This is a genomic window from Frankia sp. RB5, assembly GCF_059816245.1.
Map to the genome: position 1 here is coordinate 14,414 of NZ_JCBATA010000035.1, position 23,455 is coordinate 37,868.

Genomic DNA, 23,455 nt, shown 5'->3' on the forward strand with positions numbered 1-23,455 from the left:
TGGCTGCTGGGTGGCCTGGGTGCGGGCGGCTCGGCCGGCAGAATCGGGGGAGTGCGCCTCGGCATCGCTCATCACTTCGGCTGGGCCGTGGCCGTCACGGCCTCGGCGGACCACCGAGTCGTCGACCGCCGGCGGATCGAGCTGATCGAGCCCGGTCTGCCCGCCGCGCCCATCCACCACGACGGCGGGCCGCACGCGCTGCATCGGACGGGTGAGCCGCTGACCGACGGCGCACTCGCCGACCTGGTGGCGACGGTTCGCGCGTCGGTGTCACGAACGGCGTCGAGCGCGCTGGAAGAGCTTGCGGTCGTGGTGGCCGCACCGATCGTGTCGATGTCGCTGCGGGCCTGGCCGGCCGACTTCCCCACGGACATCGCCCTCCAGCGGCGGGTGCCGTTCGAGAGCCGCGCCGACTCCGTGATGTACTGCCAGATCCTCGCCGAGCTCGCCGGCAACCGGGGCTGGGCCGTGCATCACTACTCCGCGAAGGACGTGGAACGGGAGGCGACGCGCCTGCTCGGCGACCGGGCGACGGGCGTGCTGCACGGCCCGCGATCCCTGCTGGGGCCTCCCTGGTCCAAGGACCACCGAACAGCCCTCGCGGCCACCGGCGTCGCCGGGTGATCTGCTTTCGGATCGCACGCGGGACCGGGCTGTGCCTTCGTGACCCCGTAGGCCGACGTCACTCCGTAGGCCGACGTCAGTCGCGTCCACTTCATGCCGGGACATGTGTGCGGGCCATGACGGCTGGGCCCGTAAGGGGTCCAGCGGAGAATAGGTCGTGGTGGGTAGGGAGATTCGTTTGACGGCCGTTACGAAAAGAACGGTCCACCCTCTCGCTGGAGTTGGAAACGGCGGCCCGATGGTGCGGTGAAAAAAGGTCTTCCGGTCACGTCGGAAAAGAGTCCGGGACCAAAAACCTGTCGCCGGCCGACCGTGAGCTGCGTGTCGGCCAGGACTCCGGTATCTTTACGCCACGTAAAGCCCGTCTCGCGTTCTCCGGCGCGCGTTCGGCGTTGGTGGCCCGGCTGCTGGTGCTGGCGTGATCAGGAAATCCGGCGGCGTGCCGGTCGGGGAACGTGAGGTGGGGCCCTGTCGTGGTCGGGCTTTCCGTTCCGGAGGTCTCGTGCGTACCCGCCGTCCTGCTTTGCCGGTGATGCTGACCGTGGTCGCGATAACGCTTCTGGGGGCCGCGGCGTGCTCGTCGGGGGAGTCATCCGCCGACACGGGTTCGTGCACGGCTCCCGGCGTCGACCCGAGCCGGATCAACCTCGGCGTGATCTTTCCGGACACCGGAGCGGAGTCGTCGTTCTTCGCCGGGGTGCGGGCCGGGATCGACGCGCGGCTCGGCGCCGCGAACGCCGCCGGTGGCGTGCACGGCAGGAAGATCACCTACGAGTGGCGGGACGACCAGTCCGACCGCCGGCGCAACAGCATCGCCGCCGACTCCCTCGTCGGCGGCCGGAACGTGTTCGGCGTCATCGAGACGACCTTCGGGTCGCCGGGCGGCGCCGACGCCCTCAGCCGGGCGAACATGCCGGTCACCGGCGTCGCGATCGAGCCGGACTGGCTGACACACCGGAACATGTTCTCCTTCGCGTACACGGCCAGCGACCCCGTCGACACCCATGGACGGTTCGTGCGCTCGCGCGGCGGCACGCGTGCGGTGATCGTGCACACCGACCTGTCCGCGGGTGCCTCGTTCACCGCGGGACAGTACGCGCGCAGCCTGCGGGCGGCGGGCGTACAGGTCGTCGACGACCTCTCCTACACGGCGGGCGCCGACACACCGGAGTCGTTCGCCGCGCGGGTCGCCGCCAGCGACCCGGACGCCATCGTCAGCGTCATGAACCAGGCGGACTTCATCCAGATCCTGCGGGCGCTGCGCGCCGCCGGCCATGATCCGAAGGTCATCCTCGCCATCTCCGGGTACGACCAGCAGCTGCTGCGGAAGTCCGGACCGGCGATGGCGGGGGTGTCGGTGCCCCTGTTCTACCGGCCCTTCGAGGCCGGTGGCCCGGCGATCGGCCGCTACCTGGACGCGATGCGTCACTTCGCGCCGCAGGTCCTGGAACCCAGGCAGGACACGGCCATGCTCTCCTACATCTCGGCCGACATGTTCGTCCGCGGACTGGAGCTGGCCGGTCCGTGCCCGAGCGGGCAGCGGGTCATCGACGCCCTGCACGCGGTCACGCGTTACGACGCGGACGGTCTCATCGCGCCGATCAACATCCGCGACGGCTATGCGAAGCCCACGACCTGCTACGACTACGTCCAGGTCAACAGTGCGGGCACGGCCTTCGGCCCGGGCGAGACACGCCTGTGCGGCGCCGCGCTCACGCCCTGACGGCGGTGCCGCCGCGCCACGCGCGCGCCGCGTGCCCCACGGCCGGGGTCCGGCCCGGTCGGGGACGCGTTCGCCCGCCGGGCCGGGCCGGGGCGGCTCAGGAGATGCCGAGCAGTTCCACCTCGAAGAGCAGCTCGGAGTTCGGCGGGATGACGGGCGGGAAGCCGCCGGCGCCGTAGCCGTAGTCCGAGGTGATGGTGAGCACGGCCTTCTGACCGAGGGAGAGCTGGGGAACGCCCTCGTCCCAGCCCCGGATCACCCGGCCGACGCCGATCTCGGTGGTGAACGGGGTTCCCCGGTCCCGCGACGAGTCGAAGACCTTGCCGCTGCGCAGGGTGCCGACGTAGTGGATCGTCACCGTGTCGCCCTTCTTCGGGAAGGTCTTCCCATCACCCGGGGAAAGGGTCTCGATCGATACACCCATGTGCCAAGCCTCTCGTCGTGGACGGCTCCGGACCGGTCCCGGCCGGCGACCCTCGCCGGCCCGACCTCACCCGCTCGGGCGGGCCACCGCCGTTCGTGGCGTATCGGTCTCGATCCGGAGATGCGCCAGCGAGTATGCCAGTTCTCGCCACGCCTCTCCCCGGCCGCCGACCGCGATCGCCCGCGTTGGTCACCGAACGACCGCTGGTGCGGGTAACCCCCGAGCGGACTGGCCAGGCAGCTCCGTCGTCGGCGCGTGGCCGCCGATCTACCGTCTGATCAGACGCGTCGCAGGGCGCGCGGAGAGCCGTCGCCGCCCGGGGGAGGGCGCGGCGGCGTGAGCGAGGACGTGAGGAAGCGGGCCGTGAGGAAGCGGGCGATGGTGAGCACGGTGCATCGGGGCGGTGGCCTGGCCGCGGCCGGCGGGTCACCCGGCGGGGTGTGGGGCGTACTGCGGGCGACCTACGCGGGGCCGGCGTGGACGAGCACGGCGTTCACGGCGCTGACCGCCGTCCTGGCCGTGCCGGCCTTCCTGACGGTGCTCATCCTCACCGTGGTGGGGGTGCCGCTGCTGCTGGTGGCGCTGGCCGGGGTGCCGCTGATCTGGGCGGGGCTGCTCACGGCGCGCCTGTCCACCCGGGTCGACGCGTGGCGGTTCGAGACGATGCTGGGCTGGCAGCTGCCGCTGCGGCCCACGCCGACCCGGGGCCCGGACGGCAGGTACGGCCGGTTCGGCCGGTTCGGCGGGGAGCTGCGCCGGCTCAGCGTCGGCGGGAGCTGGCTGAACGTCGTCTACACGCTGGTCGTGGCGCCGGTGTTCGGCTGGCTCGGCGGCTGGCTGCTGTTCGTCGCCTGGGGCGGAGGGCTCGCGTTCCTGCTGTTTCCCGCCTACGGCTTCACGCTCAGCGCCGGCGAGCGGATCTTCGGGAGGGACCTCGGCTACGGCGGATCGGTGGCGCTGCACGTCGGGCTCGGCGTCGCCGCGCTGCTCGCCGCGCCGTGGCTGGCCCGGGGGCTGGCGTTCGCCCACCACCGGGTGGCCCGCTGGCTGCTGTCACCGCGCGGCGAGGAACTGCTGGCCCAGCGGGTCGAGGACCTGGAGTCCAGCCGGGCCGGGATGGTCGCCGCGGCCGCCGCCGAGCGCCGGCGCATCGAACGGGACCTGCACGACGGCGCCCAGCAGCGCCTCGTCGCCGTCGCGATGACCCTCGGCCGGGCGCAGACCCGCTTCGAGCGCGACCCGGACGGTGCCGCCGGCCTGGTCGCCGAGGCGCACGCGGAGACCAAGCGGGCGCTGGCCGAGCTGCGGGATCTGGCCCGCGGCATCCATCCCTCCGTGCTCACCGACCGCGGTCTGGACGCCGCCCTGTCCGGGCTCGCCGCCCGCTGCCCGGTGCCGGTCACCGTCGACGTCGACGATGGGCAGGGGCGCGACCAGGACGCCGACGCCGTCGCCTACTTCTTCGTCGCCGAGGCACTGACCAACATCGCCCGGCACGCGACGGCCACGCGGGCCCGGATCGTCGTGCGCCGCGGCGGCGGCCGGCTCGTCGTCGAGGTCGCCGACGACGGCCGCGGCGGTGCCCGTGAGGACCGCGGCAGCGGGCTGGCCGGCCTGCGTGACCGGGCCCGTGCCGTCGACGGGACCTTCACCCTGTCCAGCCCGGCCGGGCTCGGCACCACCCTGCGTCTGGAGATGCCGTGCGCGTCATGATCGCCGAGGACTCGGTGCTGCTGCGGGAGGGGCTCACCCGACTGCTGGAGGATCTCGGCACGACCGTCACCGCCGCGGTCGGCGACGCCGAGGGCCTGCTGCGCGCGGTCGCCGCCGCGCCGCCGGACGTGTGCGTCGTCGATGTGCGCCTGCCGCCCACCTTCGTCGACGAGGGCGTGCGTGCCGCGCTGGTGCTGCGCCGGCAGTGGCCGGACGTCGGCGTGCTCGTGCTGTCCCAGTACGTCGAGGAGCGCTACGCGGTCGACCTCATCACCGGGCAGGCCAGCCGCGGCGTCGGCTACCTGCTCAAGGACCGGGTCTCCGACGTGGCGGACTTCCACGCCGCGCTCGGCCGGGTCGCCGCCGGCGGCACCGCGCTCGACCCGGAGGTCATCACCCAGCTGCTCGTCCGCTCGCGGCGGCGCGATCCGCTGGAGCGCCTCACCCGGCGGGAGGGCGAGGTGCTGCGGCTGATGGCCGAGGGCCGGTCGAACGCCGCGATCGCCGCCTCACTCGTCGTCACCGAGCGGGCCGTCGAGAAGCACGTCACCAGCATCTTCACCAAGCTTGATCTTCCGGTCGCCGAGGACGACCACCGCCGCGTACTCGCCGTCCTGCGCTTCCTCGACTCGACCGACGCCACCGCTGACCGCCCGGCGGCCGCGCCGGACACCACGAGGGGACCCCACGATGTCTGATTCCCTGCCGCCTGGTTCTCTGCCGCCTGGTTCTCTGGCGCCGGGTCCCACGCCGTCGGACGCCGGCGCCCGCGGTGCCGTCGCCGTCGACCTGCCGCCGGGACTCCCACCGGTCGGCCCGCCGCCGCGCCGTGGGAGGGTGCTCGCCCTGGCCGCGGGTGGCGTGTGCGCCCTCGGGCTCACCGTGTTCGCCGGGCTCGGCGTGATCGACGGCACCACCGGGCGCGAACATGTGGTCCAACACCGCGAGTTCGCGGCCTCGGTGACCCACGTCGTCGTGCGGGCCCCGAGCGGCGATGTCCATCTGCACACGCGGGACCCGGACATGGAACCACCGGGCTCCGCGGCCGGCGCGGGGGTGTCGATGGTCGCCCGGCTGTCCGGTCTGGTGGACCAGCCCCGCCTCGACACCCGCGTCGACGGCGACACGGTCCGCATCGCCGCCGACTGCCACCAGGTCTGGGACTGCTCGGTCGACTACGACCTCACCCTGCCCCCCGGCGCCAGCGCCGACGTCCGCGTCTCCTCCGGCGACCTGATCGCCGACGACCTCACCGGCGACGCCGTGCTGGCCACGTCCTCCGGTGACGTCCTGGTGCACCGTCCCGGCGGACGGCTCGACGCGTCCACGGGCTCGGGCGACATCAGCGTCGGCGACGCACGGTCGCGCCGGCTGCGCGCCTCCACCTCCTCCGGCGACGTCCGGATCCATCAGCTCGTGCCACCGGACGACCTGGACGCGCACACCTCCTCCGGGGATGTGTGGGTGACGCTGCCGCGGGGAAACGAGCTGTACGCCACCGACGCGTCCACAGACTCGGGACGTCGGGAGGTGGAGATCCGCCAGGACCCGGCCGCGAGCCGGCGGATACGGGCGACGACCTCCTCCGGTGATGTTGTCATCACCTACCGGGACGACTCCTGAGTGGCCGTGCCGGCCAGCGCGTCCCTCAGCGGAACCAGCCGCGGCGGCGGCCGAGGTGTTCGAGCTGCTGGTTCAGCAGGCCGGCGAGCGATCGGCGGTCGAGGTCGTGGTGGGCGAGTCGGAAGCGGCTGAGTTCGTCGCCGCCGGCGGACAGCAGGCCGCCGCGGCGGTCGGCCTCCAGCACGACGTCGGTGCCGGCGCCGTCGACGAGGAACGTCACCTCGAGCTCGCGGATCCGCCGGGCGTACTCGCCGGACGGCTTCAGCTCGATCTCCTGGTAGAACGGCAGCTCGGAGCCGCCGAGGTGGCCCTTCTCGACGTCGGCGGAGTGGAAGTGGAAGCCGAGGTCGCCGAGCGCGGCCAGGACCGCCTCCTGGATCGGCAGCGGGTGCACGGCCACCGGGTCGAGGTCGCCCGGGTCGACCGCCCCGGGGATCGCGAGCTTCGTGCGCACCCCGATCTTCATCCCGCGCAGGTGCCAGCCGCCGACGTCGGTGATCGGCGTCTGCCAGGGCACCGCCAGCCCGAAACGATCACTGATCTGCTGCCCGGCGCGGATGGTGAATCCACCGCCGATCTGCTGGCTGCCGAAGGTGACCTGTTCGTACCAGGTCTCGTCACCCCGCTCGACCTCCACGGTCGCCTCCAGCGCGACGAGCACCTTCTCGATCTGCTGGTCGACCTTGCCGCCGGTGATCGTCGTCGTGCCGGTGACGACGGCGCCCGGCTGTGTCTCCGGCCGGTCGAGCACGGTCTCGACCTCGGCGCCGCCTACGCCGAGGCGCGACATGAAGCGCTTCATCCCCATCGGGCGTTTGTTCCTTCCCCGGTTGTCTGGTCAGCCGTCTGTGCAGGTCCCGGGGCGTGCGCCCCAGGGTGGCGACCGCGTGGGCGGGATGTCCCGCCGGCAGCGGGATGTCCCGTCCCGCCGCGGTCGTCCCGACCACGCTCGCACACCGCCGCGGCGGCCGTCCGGCCACCCGGCCCGACGGCCGGCGCGCCGGCGACACGCCCTCGGTCCGGACGGACGGGACGGTCCGTGACGAAGGCGGCGGACAGCGACGGGGTGGGGCATTCGCCTGCGGGGCGAACCGGTACCATTCCGCATCGTGACCTGCATCGTCGGGGTACAGCAGGACGGCCGGGTCGTGATCGGTGGGGACAGCGCCGGTGTAGCCGGTTGGTCCATCACTGTGCGTGCGGATACCAAGGTTTTCCGCAACGGTGAGTTCATCATGGGGTTCACCGACTCGTTCCGGATGGGCCAGCTGCTCCGCTACAGCCTCGTACCACCCGTTCCGCAGGACTGGGACCTCGATCGCTTCATGGCGACCGAGTTCATCGCCGTGGTCCGCGACTGCCTGCGCGACGGGGGCTTCGCCCGCAACGAGTCCGGCAACGAGAGCGGCGGGCTGTTCCTGGTCGGCATCCGCGGCCATCTGTACCGGATCGACTCGGACTACCAGATCGGGCGCAGCGTCGACGAGTACTACGCGGTCGGCAGTGGCGACGAGTACGCCTGCGGCTCGCTGTACAGCACCCGCGGCCTCGATCCGCAACACCGGGTGCGGCAGGCCCTGGAAGCGGCGTCGCACCACTCGACGGGGGTGTGCGCGCCGTTCCACATCATCTCCTCCGACGAGGTCTACGCCCCCGACGGCACGGTGCGCGCCCCCTGATCCCACGCCGAGCCACGCGGGACGTCCCGCGAGGCTCGGCGTGGGCTCGGCATGGGATCGGTGTGGCGTCAGGCCTTCCGGCCCGTCTTCCAGGGGATCCCGGCGCCGCGCAGGGTCTCGCCGGCCACGGCGGTGAAGGCGGCCCTGCCCGCCACGGGGGTGAACCGGTCCGACGCGGTGGTCAGCGCGGCGTACTCGTCGTTGGTCAGCGCGATCTCGGCGGCCGCCGCGTTGCTCTCGACCTGGGCGACGCCCGAGGCCCCCGGAATCGCCACCACCTGCGGATGGTGGATGGCCCAGGCCAGGGCGATCTGTGCGGGCGTGGCGCCGTGCCCGGCCGCGACGTCGCGCAGCACGTCGAGCAGCGGCGTGGCGCGGACGAGGTTGTCCGGCAGGAACAGCGGGTTGACGGAGCGCACACGGCCGCTGGGCCGATGGGTGGCGTCGTAGCGCCCGGACAGCAGGCCCTGCCCCAGCGGGCTGTAGGCGATGACGATCCGGGACTCCCGCGCGGCGAAGTCGAGCAGCGCGGCGCCGCGGCGCGGCCGGGCCAGGCTGTACTCCACCTGGTTGGACAGCACCGGCGCGCCCAGCGCCGCGTCCGCCGCCTGCCAGCGGGCCAGCGGGTAGTTGCTCACCCCGACGTCGCCGACGAGCCCGACCGCCCGTAGCGCCCGCATGCCGGGCATCGTCGCGCCGTCACGGATCGCCGGGTTCGGCTGGTGGACCTGGTAGAGATCCAGATGGCGCAGGCCGAGGCGGTGGGCGCTGGCGACCGCGCGCTGCTCGACGACCGGGCCGACGGGCAGCACCGGCATGATCTTCGTCGCGACGTACGCGTCCCGGGCCGCGTCCGGGTCGGCGGCGAGCGCCGCGCCGAGGATCCGCTCGCTGCGACCCAGGCCGTAGACCTCGGCGGTGTCGAACAGGGTGATCCCCAGCTCCAGGGCGCGGCGGACGACGAGCGCGGCGCCCGTGCCGGCGTAGTCGTTGCCGTATCCCCACTCCCGGGAGCCGAACTGCCAGGTACCCAGCCCGATCTTGGAGATCCGCTTGGTGCTTGTGGTGACACTGTGGTCGACGTAGCGCATTGGTCCAGTCAACGACACATTGCCCGCCGGCCGCGAGAGGAGATGTCACGCTGGTGGGCGTGTGCGGGTGACGGTGCCGTACATGTCCCAGGTCCGACAGCGTCCAGGGAGCGGCGCGTGCGGCCGGACCGGTGGGTAGCTGCTAGTTTGCCCGCAGCCCGGTTCGCGGGGCGAGTTGAGGGGAGTGCCTTGGCCACCCAGTTCAGTCGTGGGCAGAAGGCGCAGCTGTCCGCGCTCACGCAGGGGACCGACCTCTACGTCGGCATCCAGATCAGCGCGCCCGGCGAGTGGGACATCTCCTGCTTCGGCCTCGACGGCGACGACCGTCTCTCCGACGACCGCTACTTCGTCTTCTTCAACCAGCCGGCCTCCCCGGAGCAGTCGATCCGGATCGTCGGCCCGCAGGGCGGGGACACCCAGGGCTTCCAGGTCGCGCTCGACCGGGTGCCGACCACGATCGGCCGGTTGTCGTTCTGCGCCGCGCTCGACGGCGCCGGCAGCGCGTCGGCGATCAGCGGGGGCTACCTGCGGATCGTGGTCGGTGGTGCGGAGGTGCTGCGGTACGCCTTCACCGGCGCCGACTTCACCAGCGAGCGCGCGGTCATGATCGCTGACGTCTACCGCAAGGGCGTGTGGCGGGTCGCCGCGGTCGGCCAGGGGTTCCAGGGCGGCCTCGCCGAGCTGATCCGCTCCTACGGCGGCGAGGTCGCCGCCGAGGAGCCCCCGCCGCCCGCGCCCGCCCCGGCGCAGCCGTTCCACGACCAGCGCAAGGCCGCTCCGCCGGCCACCCCACCGGCCGCTCCGCCCCCGCTTCCCGGGGGCGCCCCCGCCCCGGGCTACGGCGCCGGTCAGCCGGCCCCCGGCTACGGCGCGCCCGGCGCGGGTCAGCCGGCCCCGGGCTATGGAGCTCCCGCCGCGGGGCAACCGGCGCCCGGTTACGGCGGCCCGCCCGCGGGCCAGCCCGCCTACGCCGGGGCCCCGGGCATGGGTCCGGGCGGCGGTCATCCGGGACGGGGGGCTCCGCCCGGCGCGGGCATGCCGGCGGCGGCCTTCGGCGGCCCCGAACCGCTGCCGTCGCAGGTCCAGCCCACTGCGCCGGGGGCGATGAACAGCCTCGCCCCGTATCGCGAGGTGGCCACGGCCGGCCGCTGGACGCAGCAGAACGGCAAGCTGGTGAAGGTCACCCTCGGTGAGGACGCCCTGGCCCTGCGCGGGTCGATGGTCGCCTACCAGGGCAACGTCGAGTTCGACTACAAGGGCTCCGGGCTGCGCGGCCTCATCGAGGGCAAGCTGACCGGCCAGAGCGTCAAGCTCATGACCTGCAAGGGTTCCGGCGAGGTGTTCCTCGCCCACGACGCCTCGGACCTGCACATCGTGGAGCTCGGGAACTCGTCGATCTGCATCAACGCGAACAACCTGCTGGCGATGGACGCCACCGTGCGCACCGAGGTCCGGCGCATCGAGAGCCCCGGCATCCCCGGCGGCGGGCTGTTCCACTTCGAGGTGTCCGGGCCGGGCTCGGTGGTCGTGATGACCAAGGGCTCGCCGATGACGCTGCCCGTGCAGGGACCGACGTTCGCGGACATGAACGCGCTGGTCGCCTGGACGACGGGGATGCGGGTCAGCGTGTCCACCCAGGTGCGGATCTCCCGGCAGATCTACGCCGGCAGCAGCGGCGAGGCGCTGGCGCTGCAGTTCATGGGGTTCGCCGGCCACTTCGTCGTCGTCCAGCCCTACGAGGTCTGAGGAGGATCGCGTGCAGGGCAGCCTGATCCAGCACTACGGGCCGACGCCCGTCATGGAGCGGATGAGCAGGCACGGCTCCAAGATCGTCAAAGTGGTCATGAACCCCGGGCAGGACCTGTTCGCCCGGACCGGCTCCATGATCGCCTACGAGGGCCTGATCGACTTCAACCCGCAGCCGCCGCAGCTGGGTCGGATGGCCTCCTCCTGGGCCACCGGCGAGGGCGTGCCGCTCATGACCGCCACCGGCCAGGGCCTGCTCTACCTCGCCGACTACGGCAAGGAGGTCATCGTCGCGCAGCTCGCCGGCGAGGGCCTGTCCGTCAACGGCAAGAACATCCTGGCCTTCGACGCCCAGCTCGACTGGAAGATCGAGCGGGTGCGCGGAGTGACGATGCTGTCCGGGATGGGGATGTTCAACGTGGTGCTGCGCGGTCACGGCTGGGTGGCGCTCACGGCGAAGGGCAGTCCGATCGTGCTCGACACCCGCGAGGCGCCGACGTACGTCGACACCGACGCGCTCGTCGCCTACACCGACGGGCTGCGGGTCGAGCCGCGGCGCACGGCCCGCCTGGGCGGGCTGATCGGCCGTGGCTCCGGCGAGGCGTTCCAGCTCGGGTTCTCCGGGCAGGGTTTCGTCGTCGTCCAGCCGAGCGAGGACGAGCGCCCCAACCTGTCGCTGCGGGGCTGAGCCGACGATGACGAACGACGGTCCGGGGGAGTCGGGGAGGATGTGGCCATGACGCACGGCGGAGCGTACGGACATCCGGGTGGTCCCGGCGGCGGCTACCCCGGTGGTCCGGGCGGCCCCGGCTACCCGCCGCCCGGGCCCGGCTACCCGGGTGGTCCTGGCGGCGGCTACCCACCCGCGCCCGGTGGATATCCGGGCGGTGGATACCCGCCGGCTCCCGGCGGCGCGCCGGGCTACCCGGGCGCCGCGCCCGGCTATCCGCCGCCCCCGCCGCCCCCGCCCGGCGGCGGCTATCCGGGTGGCCCGGGTGTGCCGCCGGGGGCTCCGGGCGCTCCCGGGGCCGGCGGGCCGGCCGGCGGGATCCGCAGCAGCCTGCTGGACAACCCCGAGCGCCCCTCCGAGGAGCCGTTCAGCCTGCAGAACGGCAAGATGCTGCGGGCGGCGCTCGGCCGCGGGATGCGCGAGTTCTACGCCCGCAAGGGCGCGATGGTCGCCTACCAGGGCGGCGTCAACTTCGACGGCCACTGGGAGGGCTGGGGCAGCCAGTTCCGCAGCTTCTTCAGCGGCGGCGAGGGCCTCAACCTCATGCAGGTCTCCGGTTCCGGCACGGTCTTCCTCGCCAACCAGGCGCAGGACATCCACCTGCTCGATCTCGACGGCTACGACGGGCTGACCGTCGACGGCAAGAACGTGCTGGCGTTCAACTCCGACCTGAACTGGGACCTGGTCCGCGTCGACAGCCAGGTCGGCATCGCCGGCGTCGGCTCCTACCAGGTCGAGCTGCGCGGCACCGGCCGCGTCGCGGTATGCACCTCCGGCGCGCCGCTGGTCATGCGGGTGACCCACCAGAACTACTACTTCGCGGACGCGGACGCGGTCGTCGGCTGGTCGTCGAGCCTGCAGGTGTCGATGCAGGCGGCGGTGACGTCGTCGTCGGTGTGGCGCCCGCGCGGCAACACCGGGGAGAGCTGGCAGATGCAGTTCTCCGGCGACGGCTACGTGATCGTGCAGCCCTGCGAGCTGCTACCGCCGTACAACGCGCTGGCCGGCGCCGGCGCGGCCGGCCATTTCGGCTTCGGCGACCAGGGTTTCGGCGGCAACCAGCTCGGCGGGCACGGCGGCCAGCAGCAGGGCGGTGGCTTCGGCAACCTCGGCGGCGGCCTCGGCGGCCTGTTCGGCAACCGCTGAACCGACGTCCGTGGCGGACTTCCCACGGGTGGGGAAGCGCGTGCGGGGGACAGCGGCGCCGTGTCGCGAGCTCGGCGTGGCGTGTCTGGTTCGTCCCCCTGGTCGCGACACATGCCTCCGTGGCGCGGCCAGAACGCTGCTCCAGCCCGCCGTCATCGCCTTTTCGGTAGCGCGTCGGCCGGGCGTGTGCGGTTGATGACGTTCCTGGCGACACCGAACGGGTTCGCGAACCTGCCGGCTGTCGTCCCGGAGCGGGTCGGTCGGCTGTCCGGAGAACGCGTCAGGTCGAGGTTCTGGCGGGTGTCCGCGCGGCGGGGGCGCGGGACGGCGCTGGCCCGGGAGAGCAGGATGACGCCGCCGACGACCAGCGTCGCCGCGACGGCGAGGCCGAGCGCCCCGCCCGGGTCGCTCGGCCAGGGCACGCCGAACACGAGGACACCCAGCAGGTAGGCGGCGGTCGGGTTGGTAATGGTCATCGCGGTGACGACAGCGGCGAGCGGACCCACCGCGTAGGCCATCTGGCCCAGGCACAGGCTCGTCAGTGTGACCCCGCACAGGGCATACGGAAACCACTGCGCGACTGTTGCGTGGAACCCGTTCGCGAGGGTCACATCAGTCGTCTGTTTGAGCAGCAGCGCGCTCAGCGCGACGAACAGACCGGCCGCCGTGCCGAACTGCGCCGCCCGCACCGGGGGTCGGCGGCCGAACGACGAGCCCACGAGCAGCGCCGCCAGCACCACGATCACCGCCACCGCCAGTGGCAGTCGATGCTCGTTCAGTGGCGCCTGTGCGGGCAGGCGGGCCTGGACACTGAGCAGCAGCGCGAGTCCGGCGCAGATCGCCAGGACCGCGCACCAGGCCGCCCGGGCCATCCGCAGCCTGGTCCGAACGAGCCCCAGCGGCAGGGCGAACACCAGCTGGGTGACCATGAGCGGCTGCACCTCGGCGAGTGAACCGGCGTGCAGCGCCAGCGCCTGCAGGACGAAACCGGCGGCGTTCACCAGCCATCCCAGCAGCCACAGCGGTTCCCGGGCGAGGTCGAGCAGGTGGCCCGGGCCGGGCACCGCGACATGGTGATCGTCGCGTTCGGCGAAGCGGCTGCGGGCGGCGGCCCGCTGCTGCAGCGCCGCCGAGGACGCCAGCAAGAAGGAGGCGAGCAGGGCGAGCGGGATGAACGACGACACGGTCGGGACGGTCGCTCAGGGGGCGCCGCCGCGGCCGGCGCCTACCGGCGGCGGCTCGTCCTGCGGCGGCTCGTCCCGCGGCGGGATGGGTTCGTCGGAGGATCGCGTCGCGGCGGCGGTCGCGGGCGCCGGCGGTGATTCGTCCGTACCAGGCATGTCGCACACGATGGCGCGGAAGGTACCGGCGCCGCCAGACCCGCGGGGGTGTCTCGGGCCACCCGTTGGCACCTACATCGCCCGATCCGGCTAGCTAGGAGCGTGTGACTACTTCGGGCTCTGGACGGGCGGTTGATCCGTAGCTTGGCACTTGCCCGCGTGATTCCGACGACGCGGGACCGTTCGGACCACAGCGCCCTCCTTTCGAGCCGGCGGGGGCGGGTCCACGGTGACCTGCGCGGGGGGAAGGACGGCGATGCTGACGCCGGCAACGATTCTGCTGGGACTCCTGATCGCCCTCGCGGTGGTCGAGGCGCGCTCGCGCCGCCGGGCCGGTCCGTACCGGGCCCCGGACGACCGTGATCCATCCGAAGGGACGGCCGCGGGGCACACGGCCGATCCCGATCTCGAGCCCACGACCCACGACACGCCGCACGCCTCGATCACCACCACCATCACCATCCGCTCCGACGCCCACGCCCACGCTGACACCCACGCCGACGCCCACGACCAGGCCGACGCCGACGCCGACCGCCAGGCCAGCGCCGAGACCCAGCCAGGCATCGTGATGCAGCCCGGCTTCACGAGTCACGATCACCCGGCCGCCCACGCCGACGCGCCGGCAGTGGCGGGCGGCCCGGCGCTGCCGCGTGCCACGGCCGTCAGCGCACCGACGTCGCCCGGCCCGGCCGCCGACGGTCCCTGCGCGGCCGGCGACGCGGCGGGTGCGCGGATCGTGGAGCACGACGAGAAGGGCGTGACGGCCGAGAGCGCTCCGACCGTGCCCCTGTCCCGGCCGGCGACCCGCGCACAGCCGGCCGCGGCCGCCCCCCAGCCGATGCCACTGGTCCAGTCCCTGCCGCCGGTCCAGCCGGTCCAGCCGGTCCAGCCGGTCCAGGCAGTCCAGCCGGTCCCAGCCCAGCCGGGGCAGGTGGGCGGGCCGGCGCAGCCTCGGCTGCCGCGTCCTCGGGGGCCACTGCCCGCGCCGGTGCCGCGTCCCTCCCGGTCGCACGGGCTGCCGCCGAGCGGGTGGATCCCGCGCCAGCCGGGGGCGCTGCCCGCCGTGCCAGGGGCGGCCTTCATCCCGCGCTCGGCCCGTACCCGGCGGCCGGTCTGCCCGCGGCCGACCCTCGCGCCGCGTTGGCGTCAGGCCGGCCCGCCGGCCGCACCGGTCACCGGCAACGACGGGAGCTGAATCCCCGCGGGGCGGTGCATCGCGCCGCCCCGCGGGAGCGCGGCGCGGCCACCGCCCGGCTGGTGTGCTTCAGCGGCGCCGGCTTCAGCGACCAGCTGACCGCGGCCGCCGCCGCGTCACGGGACGTCCTCCTCGTCGGCGCGGCCGACCTCTACGCCGACGCCTGACGCCGGGCGGCCCGGGCCGTCGGGGCCGTTCGCCGCACTGAACAGGCGCTCGCGTTCGGCGGCGACGATCTCGCGGGCGAGGTCGGCCTCGGAGACGTCGAACGCCTCGGGGGCGCTCGACGCGGTGGCGCTCTCCCGCGCGAAGTCGTCGAACAGGGCCCGCTTGCGCGCCAGGATCTCGCCGATCCGCTGGTCGACGCCCTGGTCGGACAGCAGCCGGTGCACCTGGACGGACTCGACCTGGCCCATCCGGTGCGCCCGGGCGATCGCCTGCCACTCGATGGTCGGCTTGAGCTGCGGTTCGCACAGGATGACGACGGACGCGGCCTGGATGTTGAGCCCGACCCCGCCGGCGACGATCTGCGCGACCAGCACGGCGCCGTGCCCGGCCGCGGCGAACTCGTCCACGACCTGCTGGCGCCGCGCCGCCGGCACGGAACCGGTGAGCGGGCCGAACACCGGCCCCGGCAGCACGCGTGCCACCAGGTCGAGCACGCCACGGAAGTGGGAGAAGACGAGCACCCGCCGACCGTTGGCCTCGGCCTCGGCGACGATCTCGACCAGCCGGGCGACCTTCTGCGAGTGCTCCCCGGCCGTCATCGCGGCCTGCCGCATGGCCATGAACGCGCCGGCGTCGACCGCGGCCCGGTAGGCGGCCCGGTCCGCGCCCGACATCGGCAGCACCTCGTCGACCTCGACGAGCTCGGGCAGCTCGGTGAGTACGTCCTCCTGGTTGCGTCGCAGGTAGGCCGGTGCGACCTGGCGGCGGAACAGCCGGGGGGACAGGCCACTGGTGTCGACGACGAGTCCGGGCTGCACGTAGCGGACGAGCGCGGCGAAGTCGTCGAGCCGGTTCTCCAGCGGGGTGCCGGTGAGCAGCAGCGCCCGCTCGGCCCGGTCGAGGACGGCGGCCGCCGCGCCAGACCGCTTCGTCTGCGGGTTCTTGATGTAGTGCGCCTCGTCGACGACCACACAGCCGAGCTCCACGCCGTCGAGATGGGGGGAGAGCCAGCCGAGCGTCTCGTAGGTGGTGACGGCGACCCCGCCGCCGCGCCGCCAGTCGCCGACCGCGGAGGACCGGCCCGGGCCGTGCAGCCGGTGGGGACGCAGCGTCGACTTCGCGGCGATCTCCCGGACCCAGTTGGTGACCACCGCGGCGGGGCAGACGACCAGGCCGTGATGGTGGCCCTGGGAGCGCAGGTGGGCGAGCACGGCGAGGGCTTCGACGGTCTTGCCCAGCCCCATCTCGTCACCGAGGATGACCCGGCGCTGGACCAGCGCGAACCGGGCGCCGAAGCTCTGGTAGCCGCGCAGCGTGCCGACGGTGAGGTGCTCGGTGTTGAGGGACAGGGCACGGACGGCCTCGACGATCTCCTCGGGCAGGTCGCCGTGCGTCCGCGCCTCGTCCTCGGGTGCGAAGCCGAGCTCGGCGAGCATGCCGAAGTAGTCCGCGGGCCGGTGCAGGAAGTCGTCCCACGGGTCGGCGGAGGGCGCGGTGCTGGTCGGGGCGGTGCTGGTCGGGGCGGTGCTGGTCGGGGCGACGGTGGCGGCGCGGGCCAGGACGGCGTGTACGCCGGCGAGGAGGTCCGCCGCGCTCAGGTGCGCGACCGGGAACACGACCAGCTGGGCGGGGTGGCGTTCGAGGGCGTCCGCGAGTCCGGTGAGTTCCCGGGCGCGGTCCAGGTCCCAGGTGGCGCCCCGCAGCCGGCGGGTCGCGTCCCAGGCGCCGAGCCGGCGCAGGAGCTCGGTGGTCGCCTCGGTGCGGTGGCGGATGTCGATGCGGACGGGCATCTCGTCGTAGGTCGTCTGCCACAGTGTCTGGGCCGCGCCGCGCAGCCGCGTCGCCAGCGTCGGACCGATGCCCGGGACGTGCTCCAGCCGGGCGCCATGCTCGATCACCTGCTGGACGACGGTGATGCCCGCCTCGGTCAGCGGGGTGATGCTCAGCCGGTCGCGGGTCGCCTCGCGCAGCCGGGCGACGGGCATCGCGGTGAGCACGCGGCGCGTCTCGGCCCGCCGGATCCGCTCGCCGGCCCGGGCGGCGGCGGCCCGGTAGCCGGCCTCGTCGCCGAGGGCCCGCGCGATCACGGCGTTCGCCCGGGCCAGCCCGGCCACCTCGATGCCGTCGACGAGCCTGGCGCGCTGACCCGGCGCCACGGCGAGGGCGAGGTGCCGGGCGAGGCCGACGTCGTCGGCGAGGGCGTCCGCGCCACCGATGCCCCGCGTGCCGTCCTGGTCCGGCGTCAGCTCGGCGAGGATGGCCGCCAGTCCGTGCTCGATGCCCCAGGCCTCGTACTGGTCGAGGAACGCGGCGGCCTGCTCGCCCGCGTCGCGTCGCGCCCGGCCGGAGACGAGCCGGCGCGCGCCGAGCACGGCGCGGGCCTGGTGGACGGCGTCGGGGATCTCCCCGGTCAGCTGGTCCAGGTAGTGCGCGGCCCGGTCGGTGAGGTCGGGGACGCGGGCCGCCCGCGCGAGGGCGCCCAGCCGGGCGTCGTCCTCGCCGCGCAGCGGCAGCACCTGCCAGGCCGGTGTGCCGTCCCGCGGGACCTCGACGACGGCGCGGCGCAGCTCGCCAGCGGCGGCCGACACCTGCTCGGTGATGCGCGCGCGCCGGGCCAGCAGGGCGCTCGCCTGCTCCGCCCAGCCGCCGACCCGCGCGATGGTCTGGGCGAGCTGGTGTCTTTCCGTTCTGTTCATCTGGTCCGTACGCCCCCGGCTCGTCGCGGCGAACACTATCTTTTCCGGCCGGCCGAGGTCTTTGCGGCTTCGATGGCGGGCTGGAGGGGTGCGGTCGGCCGTTTCCGATAGCGTGGACGTTTCGCCGATCGGGGAGGACTTCGTGCTGCTGGAGGAGCTCAAGCCGGGGCTGCGCGTCGACGGGCTGATTCCCGCCGAGGTGGTCACGGTGATCTACGCGCAGTGGCACGGGGCCAGCGCGTTGGAGCTCACCTACAAGCGTTCCGACGGTGCTCTCGGCCAGCAGGTGGTCTTCCGCCGGGACGAGGCGGGACTGTCCGTCGCCCGGGTGGGCGGGCGCGCCTTCGACGCGAGCGCGCCGGATTTCAAGCTGGCCGCCGAGGCGCAGCGCATCACCCTGGCGGGCCTGTTCGACCCGATGCTGGCGGTGGCCACCAGTGACGTGCAGCCGTTGCCGCACCAGATCCGCGCCGTGTACGGCGAACTGCTGCCGCGTACGCCGCTGCGATATCTGCTTGCCGACGACCCCGGCGCGGGTAAGACGATCATGGCTGGCCTGTATGTCAAGGAACTGATCCTGCGCGAGGATGTCACGCGCTGCCTGGTCGTCACTCCGGGCGGACTGGTGGAGCAGTGGCAGGACGAGCTGTTCCTGCGGTTCGGCCTGCGTTTCGACCTGCTGACGACGCAGCTGGTGGACGCCGACGCCCACGTCAACGTCTTCACGCGCCACCCGCTGCTGATCGCGCGGATGGATCAGCTCGCCCGCAGCGAGCCGTTGAAAGCCCAGCTCAGGGAGTCGGAATGGGATCTGGTCGTCGTCGACGAGGCCCATCGGATGGGTGCGCACTACTTCGGCGGCAAGCTGACGAAGACGAAGCGTTTCCAGCTCGGTGAGCTCCTCGGCGACATCACCCGGCATCTGCTGCTGATGACCGCCACCCCGCATTCGGGCAAGGAGGAGGATTTCCAGCTCTTTCTGACCCTGCTCGACCGGGACCGTTTCGAGGGCCGCGGGCGCCGGGCGGCCGACACGTCCGGAATCATGCGCCGCATGGTCAAGGAGGATCTGCGCACGTTCGACGGGCGCGCGCTGTTCCCCGAACGGATCGCCGAGACCGTCCCGTACGAGCTGACCGCGCTCGAATACGACCTGTACGAGCAGGTCACCGCCTACGTCCGGGAGGGCATGAACCGGGCGGAGCGGATCGGCGGCACCCGGCGGACCACCGTCGGCTTCGCGCTCACGGTGCTGCAGCGCCGGCTGGCGTCCAGCCCGGACGCGATCCACCGCTCCCTCGTCCGCCGCGCGGAGCGCCTCGAACGCCGCCGCCGAGACATCCTCGCGGGCCGGTACGCCGAGCGGGAGCTCACCGTCGACCTCGACGCCCTGGACGGCGGTGAGTACAGCGCCGAGGAGACCGAGCGGCTGGAGGACGGGCTGCTCGACGCGGCCACCGCCGCCGAGACGGTCGAGGAGCTCGGAGCCGAGCTCACCGAGCTCGGCGTGCTGATCGAGGCCGCCGGGCGGTTGCGGGAGAGCGGCACCGACCGCAAGTGGACGGAGCTGAGCCAGATCCTGCGCGGCCACGTCCTCGCACCCGACGCCCACGGCCGGCCCCGCAAGCTGATCATTTTCACCGAGCATCGCGACACCCTCGACTATCTGACGGCCCGCATCGGCGCGGTGCTGGGCCGGCCTGGCGCGGTCCGCGCGATCCACGGCGGGGTACGCCGCGCGGAGCGCCGCCAGATCACCGAGGAGTTCACCAAGAACCCCGACTGCCAGATCCTCGTCGCCACCGACGCCGCCGGTGAGGGTCTGAACCTGCAGGCCGCGCATCTGATGGTCAACTACGACCTGCCGTGGAACCCGAACCGCATCGAGCAGCGCTTCGGCCGCATCCACCGCATCGGCCAGCACGAGGTGTGCCGGCTGTGGAACCTGCTGGCGACCAACACCCGCGAGGGCGAGGTGTTCACCCGGCTGCTGGCGAAGGTCGACGAGATGCGCCGGGCCTACGGCGGGCGGGTCTTCGACGTGCTCGGCGAGGCCTTCACCGAGACGCCGCTGCGCGACCTGCTCATGGAGGCCATCCAGTACGGCGAACGCGCCGACGTGCGGGCCAGGATGCACCAGGTCATCGACCGCAACGTCGGCGACGGCCTGCGCGAGCTGCTGCGCGAGCGGGCGCTGGCCACCTCGAGCCCCGCCGGCGCCGACCTCGACGCGCTGCGCGCCGCGATGGACGCCGCCCACGCCCGCCGCCTGCAGCCGCACTACATCGAGCTCGCCTTCCGGGCCGCGTTCGGCCGCCTCGGCGGTCGGATCGTCCGACGTGAGTCGGGCCGGTTCGAGATCGGATCGGTCCCGCCACCCGTCCGCGCCGGCCGGCACGGCCCGATCGCGACCAGGTACGACCGGGTCGCCTTCGACGTCGGCAGGGTCGAACCCGACGGGCTGGTCCGCGCCGACCTGCTCGCACCCGGGCACCCGCTGCACGACGCCGTTCTCGCGGAGGCCGTCCGCCAGTTCGGCGGCGCGCTCAACCACGGCACCGTCCTGGCCTCGACGACGCTGCGCGAGCCGCACCTGCTGGTCGGCGTGATCGAGGAGGTCGCCGACGCCACCGGCACCAGCGTCGCCCGCCGCTTCAGCTACGCCCACGTCGACAGCGCCGGCACCGTCACCCCGGCCGGGCCCGCGCCCTACCTGGACTGCGTCGCCGTTCCCGACGGGCCGGCGCGCGCCGCCGTGCGCGCGCTGCCCTGGCTCGCCGACGCCGAGGACCGGGCCGTCAGCTGGATCATCACCCATCAGCTGCCCGGCTACCTCGCCGAGGTCCGCCCGCACCGGGCCGCGGAGCTCGCCCGCACCCGCGAGCTGGTGACGCGCCGGCTGGAGGACGAGCGGGACCGCCTGCTCATGGACGCCCGGCTCGCCGCGGAGCGCGAGCGAGCGGGGGAACGGCCCCGCGAGTCCGCGGAGAGCCTGCACCGCAAGGCCGTCGACCTCGACGGCCGGCTGCGCGCCCGCCTCGAGCGGCTCGACCGGCAGGCCCTGATGTCGACCCGGCCGCCGCTCGTGCTCGCCGCCGCCCTCGTCCTGCCCGCCGCCGGCCTCGCCGCCGAGCTGCCAGCGGCGGCCTCCCTCGACGCCCGAAGCTCCCGCGAGGTCGAACGCCGTGGCGTCGATCTGGTGATGGCCCGCGAGCGGGACCTCGGCCGCGTACCCGTCGAGCAGCCACCCAACAACGTCGGCTTCGACATCCTGTCGACCGACGCCGGCGGCGGGACCGTCCGGATCGAGGTCAAGGGCCGCGTCGCCGGCGCCCGGGACTTCTTCGTCACCCACAACGAGGTGATGACGGGCCGCAATGCCGCGCCGCGCTACCGGCTGGCGCTGGTGAAGGTCGACCCCCGCGGCCCGCGGTATGACGAGGTCCGCTATCTCGACAATCCGTTCGCGGGTGCCGAGCTCGGCGACTTCGACGCCACCGGAATTCGCGGCGACTGGGCGCGAACCTGGGCCAAGGGACGCGCGCCCTTCTGACGAAAGCCCCGCACGGATCTCGCCGAAACCACGTGTGCCGGTTTCTTCCCGGCCCCTGACGGGCGGAATCGGATGGTGGTCCGCGCGGGAGGCTACCGCGCGATGCCGATCGTCTCGCCGACGCTCGCCGGGTCCTCGACGGCGTGCAGCATGTAGTGGGCCACGTCGGCGCGGGAGACCGAGGTGCCGCGGGGCAGGTTGCGCCCGTGGGCCGTGCGGTAGCTCGCGGTCAGCGGGCCGTTGGTCAGGCGCGGCGGGCGGACGATCGTCCACTCCTGGCCGCTCGCGCGCAGCGAGTCCTCCATGCGGGCCAGATCCGCGTAGTGCCCGCGGAGCACGGCCTTGATCGTCGGCCCCATGACGTGGCGCATGGCGAAGCTGTCACCGGGGTCGTGCCGCGGCGGGCGCGGACGCGCCGGGGAGGCGATCGTGCCCAGCGGCGCGGCGCTGACGACGACGATCCGCCGCACGCCGGTCGCCCGCATCGCCGCCAGGATCGTCTCCGTGCCGTGGGCCGCCACGTCGGTGTCCTGCCGACTGTGCCCACCGAGGGCGGACAGGACCGCGTCCGCCCCGGCCACCGCCGGGATGAGCACCTCCGGGTCGTCGCTCGCCAGGTCGGCGGCGACCACCTGGCCGGGCGACGGTGTGACCGCCTCCGGCCGGCGGGCCACGGCCGTCACCTCGTGCCCCGCCGCGAGCGCCTGCCCAAGCAGCAGCCGGCCGATACCACCGGTCGCCGCGACTATCGTCAGCTTCACGTGCCTGCTCCTCTCCTCGGCCAGGCAGGCCGGCCGCGCCGGATCCGCCTGGTCCTGTCCGTCAGCCCGGCCCGCTCCCCGTCGGATGGTCCGGCTCGCCGCCGGGTCGCACCGGTCCGCCGTGTCAGGTCGGACGGTCGCCCGTCGTCATTCGGTATGACGGAAGCGGGAGGACGAACATGACCGACACGGCGCTCGAGGTGTTCGAGGCGCAGCGTCCGCGCCTGCGGGCGGTCGCCTACCGCCTGCTCGGCTCGTTCAGCGCGGCCGACGACGCGGTGCAGGATGCCTGGCTGCGCCTGAACCGGACCGACCTCGACGAGGTGACGAACCTGCCGGGCTGGCTGACGACCGTCGTCGCCCGGCTCTGCCTCGACCAGCTGCGCGCGCGTCGCGCCCGCCACGAGGAGCCGGCCGGGGTCCACCTGCCGGAGCCGCGGGTGACCCCGCTGGGCAGCGCCGATCCCGAGCAGGAGGCCCTGCTCGCCGACGCCGTCGGCCTCGCCCTGGTCGCCGTGCTGGGCACGCTGAGCCCGGCCGAGCGGCTCGCCTTCGTCCTGCACGACCTGTTCGACGTGCCGTTCACCGAGGTCGCGACGATCGTCGGGCGCTCGCCCGGGGCCGTGACCCAGCTGGCCAGCCGCGCCCGCCGCCGGCTGCGCGCCCTGGAGCTGGGCGCGGGCGGCGAACCCCGCGCGGCCGGCGATCCGCCGCCCGCGAGCGTGGCGCCCGCGAGCGTGGGCACGTCGAGCGCGGATGACGAGCCGGGCCGCGGGGTGGACCCCGTCGCCCAGCGCCGCCTCGTCGAGGCGTTCCGCGCCGCGGCCCGCGACGGGGACCTGGACCGTCTGCTCGCGGTGCTCGATCCCGACGTCGAGCTGCGTGCCGACACCGGCCCGGTCGCGTCCCGCCGGATGCGGGGCGCCCAGGCTGTCGGCGCGCGGGTGTCGACGTTCGCGCCGATGGCGCCCCACGGGCGGGTGGCGCTGGTCAACGGCCTGCCCGGCATCATCGTCGTCCCGTCGGGCGGGCCCGTCGTCGCCGTTCTGGGCTTCACGGTCCGCGCCGGTCGGATCGCGGCCATCGAGGTCCACACCGACCCCGACCGGCTGCGCCACCTCGACCCGAACACGTCTGTCTGGTGATGCGCGGCGAGCAGGGTCGTCCGGTCCGCGGCCGACGATGGTCGCCCGAGACCGGTCCCGCGGGTGCGGCCGTGCGGCGGATCACCACACCCCCTCGC

19 protein-coding genes are annotated in these 23,455 nt (G+C 73.7%); 13 read left to right on the forward strand and 6 right to left on the reverse strand.

The features are described 5' to 3' along the window. Positions 1-51 precede the first annotated feature (51 nt). Positions 52-624, forward strand: a complete 573-nt coding sequence (locus tag AC6EXY_RS18935) for a hypothetical protein (protein WP_499817673.1) — start codon at positions 52-54, stop codon at positions 622-624. Positions 625-1,156: 532 nt separating this feature from the next. Continuing rightward, positions 1,157-2,347 carry an ABC transporter substrate-binding protein gene (locus AC6EXY_RS18940; RefSeq protein WP_101836449.1) on the forward strand — a complete coding sequence of 397 codons (1,191 nt, stop codon included), beginning with the start codon at positions 1,157-1,159 and terminating at the stop codon, positions 2,345-2,347. 97 nt (positions 2,348-2,444) lie between these two features. Here AC6EXY_RS18940 and AC6EXY_RS18945 read toward each other — a convergent pair whose 3' ends face one another. Further along, the gene (locus AC6EXY_RS18945; RefSeq protein WP_101836438.1) at positions 2,445-2,771 is read right to left on the reverse strand and encodes an FKBP-type peptidyl-prolyl cis-trans isomerase; all 327 of its coding nucleotides are present in this window, start codon (positions 2,769-2,771) and stop codon (positions 2,445-2,447) included. 363 nt (positions 2,772-3,134) lie between these two features. On the opposite strand from AC6EXY_RS18945, the gene AC6EXY_RS18950 reads away from it, so the two are divergent. The 3 genes from AC6EXY_RS18950 to AC6EXY_RS18960 are packed head-to-tail and all read left to right on the forward strand — an operon-like array spanning position 3,135 to position 6,107. Then, positions 3,135-4,484 carry a sensor histidine kinase gene (locus AC6EXY_RS18950; protein WP_243408181.1) on the forward strand — a complete coding sequence of 450 codons (1,350 nt, stop codon included), beginning with the start codon at positions 3,135-3,137 and terminating at the stop codon, positions 4,482-4,484. Beyond that, positions 4,472-5,182 carry a response regulator gene (locus AC6EXY_RS18955; RefSeq protein ID WP_101836436.1) on the forward strand — a complete coding sequence of 237 codons (711 nt, stop codon included), beginning with the start codon at positions 4,472-4,474 and terminating at the stop codon, positions 5,180-5,182. The genes AC6EXY_RS18950 and AC6EXY_RS18955 overlap by 13 nt, the downstream gene beginning before the upstream one ends. Continuing rightward, positions 5,175-6,107 carry a DUF4097 family beta strand repeat-containing protein gene (locus AC6EXY_RS18960; protein WP_499817671.1) on the forward strand — a complete coding sequence of 311 codons (933 nt, stop codon included), beginning with the start codon at positions 5,175-5,177 and terminating at the stop codon, positions 6,105-6,107. Before AC6EXY_RS18955 ends, AC6EXY_RS18960 begins: the two co-directional genes overlap by 8 nt. A 25-nt stretch (positions 6,108-6,132) precedes the next feature. Here the strand turns inward: AC6EXY_RS18960 and AC6EXY_RS18965 are convergent, their stop codons facing one another. Beyond that, positions 6,133-6,915 carry a sporulation protein gene (locus tag AC6EXY_RS18965; RefSeq protein WP_101836434.1) on the reverse strand — a complete coding sequence of 261 codons (783 nt, stop codon included), beginning with the start codon at positions 6,913-6,915 and terminating at the stop codon, positions 6,133-6,135. A gap of 301 nt (positions 6,916-7,216) precedes the next feature. Here AC6EXY_RS18965 and AC6EXY_RS18970 point away from each other — a divergent pair, with 301 nt between their 5' ends. Further along, complete coding sequence (locus tag AC6EXY_RS18970; RefSeq protein WP_101836433.1) at positions 7,217-7,786, forward strand: Ntn hydrolase family protein; 570 nt, start codon at positions 7,217-7,219, stop codon at positions 7,784-7,786. Between the two features lie 68 nt (positions 7,787-7,854). Here AC6EXY_RS18970 and AC6EXY_RS18975 read toward each other — a convergent pair whose 3' ends face one another. Next, positions 7,855-8,889, reverse strand: a complete 1,035-nt coding sequence (locus AC6EXY_RS18975; protein ID WP_341477289.1) for an aldo/keto reductase — start codon at positions 8,887-8,889, stop codon at positions 7,855-7,857. Positions 8,890-9,066: 177 nt separating this feature from the next. On the opposite strand from AC6EXY_RS18975, the gene AC6EXY_RS18980 reads away from it, so the two are divergent. From AC6EXY_RS18980 to AC6EXY_RS18990, 3 genes are read left to right on the forward strand one after another with little or no spacing between them, the layout of a single operon-like run. Continuing rightward, on the forward strand, positions 9,067-10,623 hold the full coding sequence (locus AC6EXY_RS18980; protein ID WP_499817670.1) for a TerD family protein: 1,557 nt from the start codon (positions 9,067-9,069) through the stop codon (positions 10,621-10,623). Positions 10,624-10,633: 10 nt separating this feature from the next. Further along, positions 10,634-11,311, forward strand: a complete 678-nt coding sequence (locus tag AC6EXY_RS18985) for an AIM24 family protein (RefSeq protein WP_101834674.1) — start codon at positions 10,634-10,636, stop codon at positions 11,309-11,311. Between the two features lie 48 nt (positions 11,312-11,359). Continuing rightward, positions 11,360-12,499 carry an AIM24 family protein gene (locus AC6EXY_RS18990; protein WP_499817669.1) on the forward strand — a complete coding sequence of 380 codons (1,140 nt, stop codon included), beginning with the start codon at positions 11,360-11,362 and terminating at the stop codon, positions 12,497-12,499. Positions 12,500-12,651: 152 nt separating this feature from the next. On the opposite strand, the gene AC6EXY_RS18995 is transcribed toward AC6EXY_RS18990, so the two are convergent. After that, positions 12,652-13,683 (reverse strand): DMT family transporter, encoded by a 1,032-nt coding sequence (locus tag AC6EXY_RS18995; RefSeq protein ID WP_499817668.1) that lies wholly within the window; start codon positions 13,681-13,683, stop codon positions 12,652-12,654. Positions 13,684-14,095: 412 nt separating this feature from the next. On the opposite strand from AC6EXY_RS18995, the gene AC6EXY_RS19000 reads away from it, so the two are divergent. Beyond that, positions 14,096-15,034 carry a hypothetical protein gene (locus AC6EXY_RS19000; RefSeq protein ID WP_499817667.1) on the forward strand — a complete coding sequence of 313 codons (939 nt, stop codon included), beginning with the start codon at positions 14,096-14,098 and terminating at the stop codon, positions 15,032-15,034. Between the two features lie 14 nt (positions 15,035-15,048). Continuing rightward, on the forward strand, positions 15,049-15,201 hold the full coding sequence (locus AC6EXY_RS19005; RefSeq protein WP_165818617.1) for a hypothetical protein: 153 nt from the start codon (positions 15,049-15,051) through the stop codon (positions 15,199-15,201). Here the strand turns inward: AC6EXY_RS19005 and AC6EXY_RS19010 are convergent. Then, complete coding sequence (locus AC6EXY_RS19010) at positions 15,151-17,898, reverse strand: SNF2-related protein (RefSeq protein ID WP_499817666.1); 2,748 nt, start codon at positions 17,896-17,898, stop codon at positions 15,151-15,153. The genes AC6EXY_RS19005 and AC6EXY_RS19010 overlap by 51 nt on opposite strands. A 112-nt stretch (positions 17,899-18,010) precedes the next feature. Here AC6EXY_RS19010 and AC6EXY_RS19015 point away from each other — a divergent pair, with 112 nt between their 5' ends. Further along, complete coding sequence (locus AC6EXY_RS19015) at positions 18,011-21,451, forward strand: DUF8742 domain-containing protein (RefSeq protein ID WP_243408008.1); 3,441 nt, start codon at positions 18,011-18,013, stop codon at positions 21,449-21,451. Positions 21,452-21,543: 92 nt separating this feature from the next. Here AC6EXY_RS19015 and AC6EXY_RS19020 read toward each other — a convergent pair whose 3' ends face one another. Further along, positions 21,544-22,212 (reverse strand): NAD(P)-dependent oxidoreductase, encoded by a 669-nt coding sequence (locus AC6EXY_RS19020; protein ID WP_101834682.1) that lies wholly within the window; start codon positions 22,210-22,212, stop codon positions 21,544-21,546. Between the two features lie 179 nt (positions 22,213-22,391). Between AC6EXY_RS19020 and AC6EXY_RS19025 the strand changes: the two genes are divergently transcribed. Then, positions 22,392-23,357 carry a sigma-70 family RNA polymerase sigma factor gene (locus AC6EXY_RS19025; RefSeq protein ID WP_101834684.1) on the forward strand — a complete coding sequence of 322 codons (966 nt, stop codon included), beginning with the start codon at positions 22,392-22,394 and terminating at the stop codon, positions 23,355-23,357. Positions 23,358-23,455: the final 98 nt, after the last annotated feature.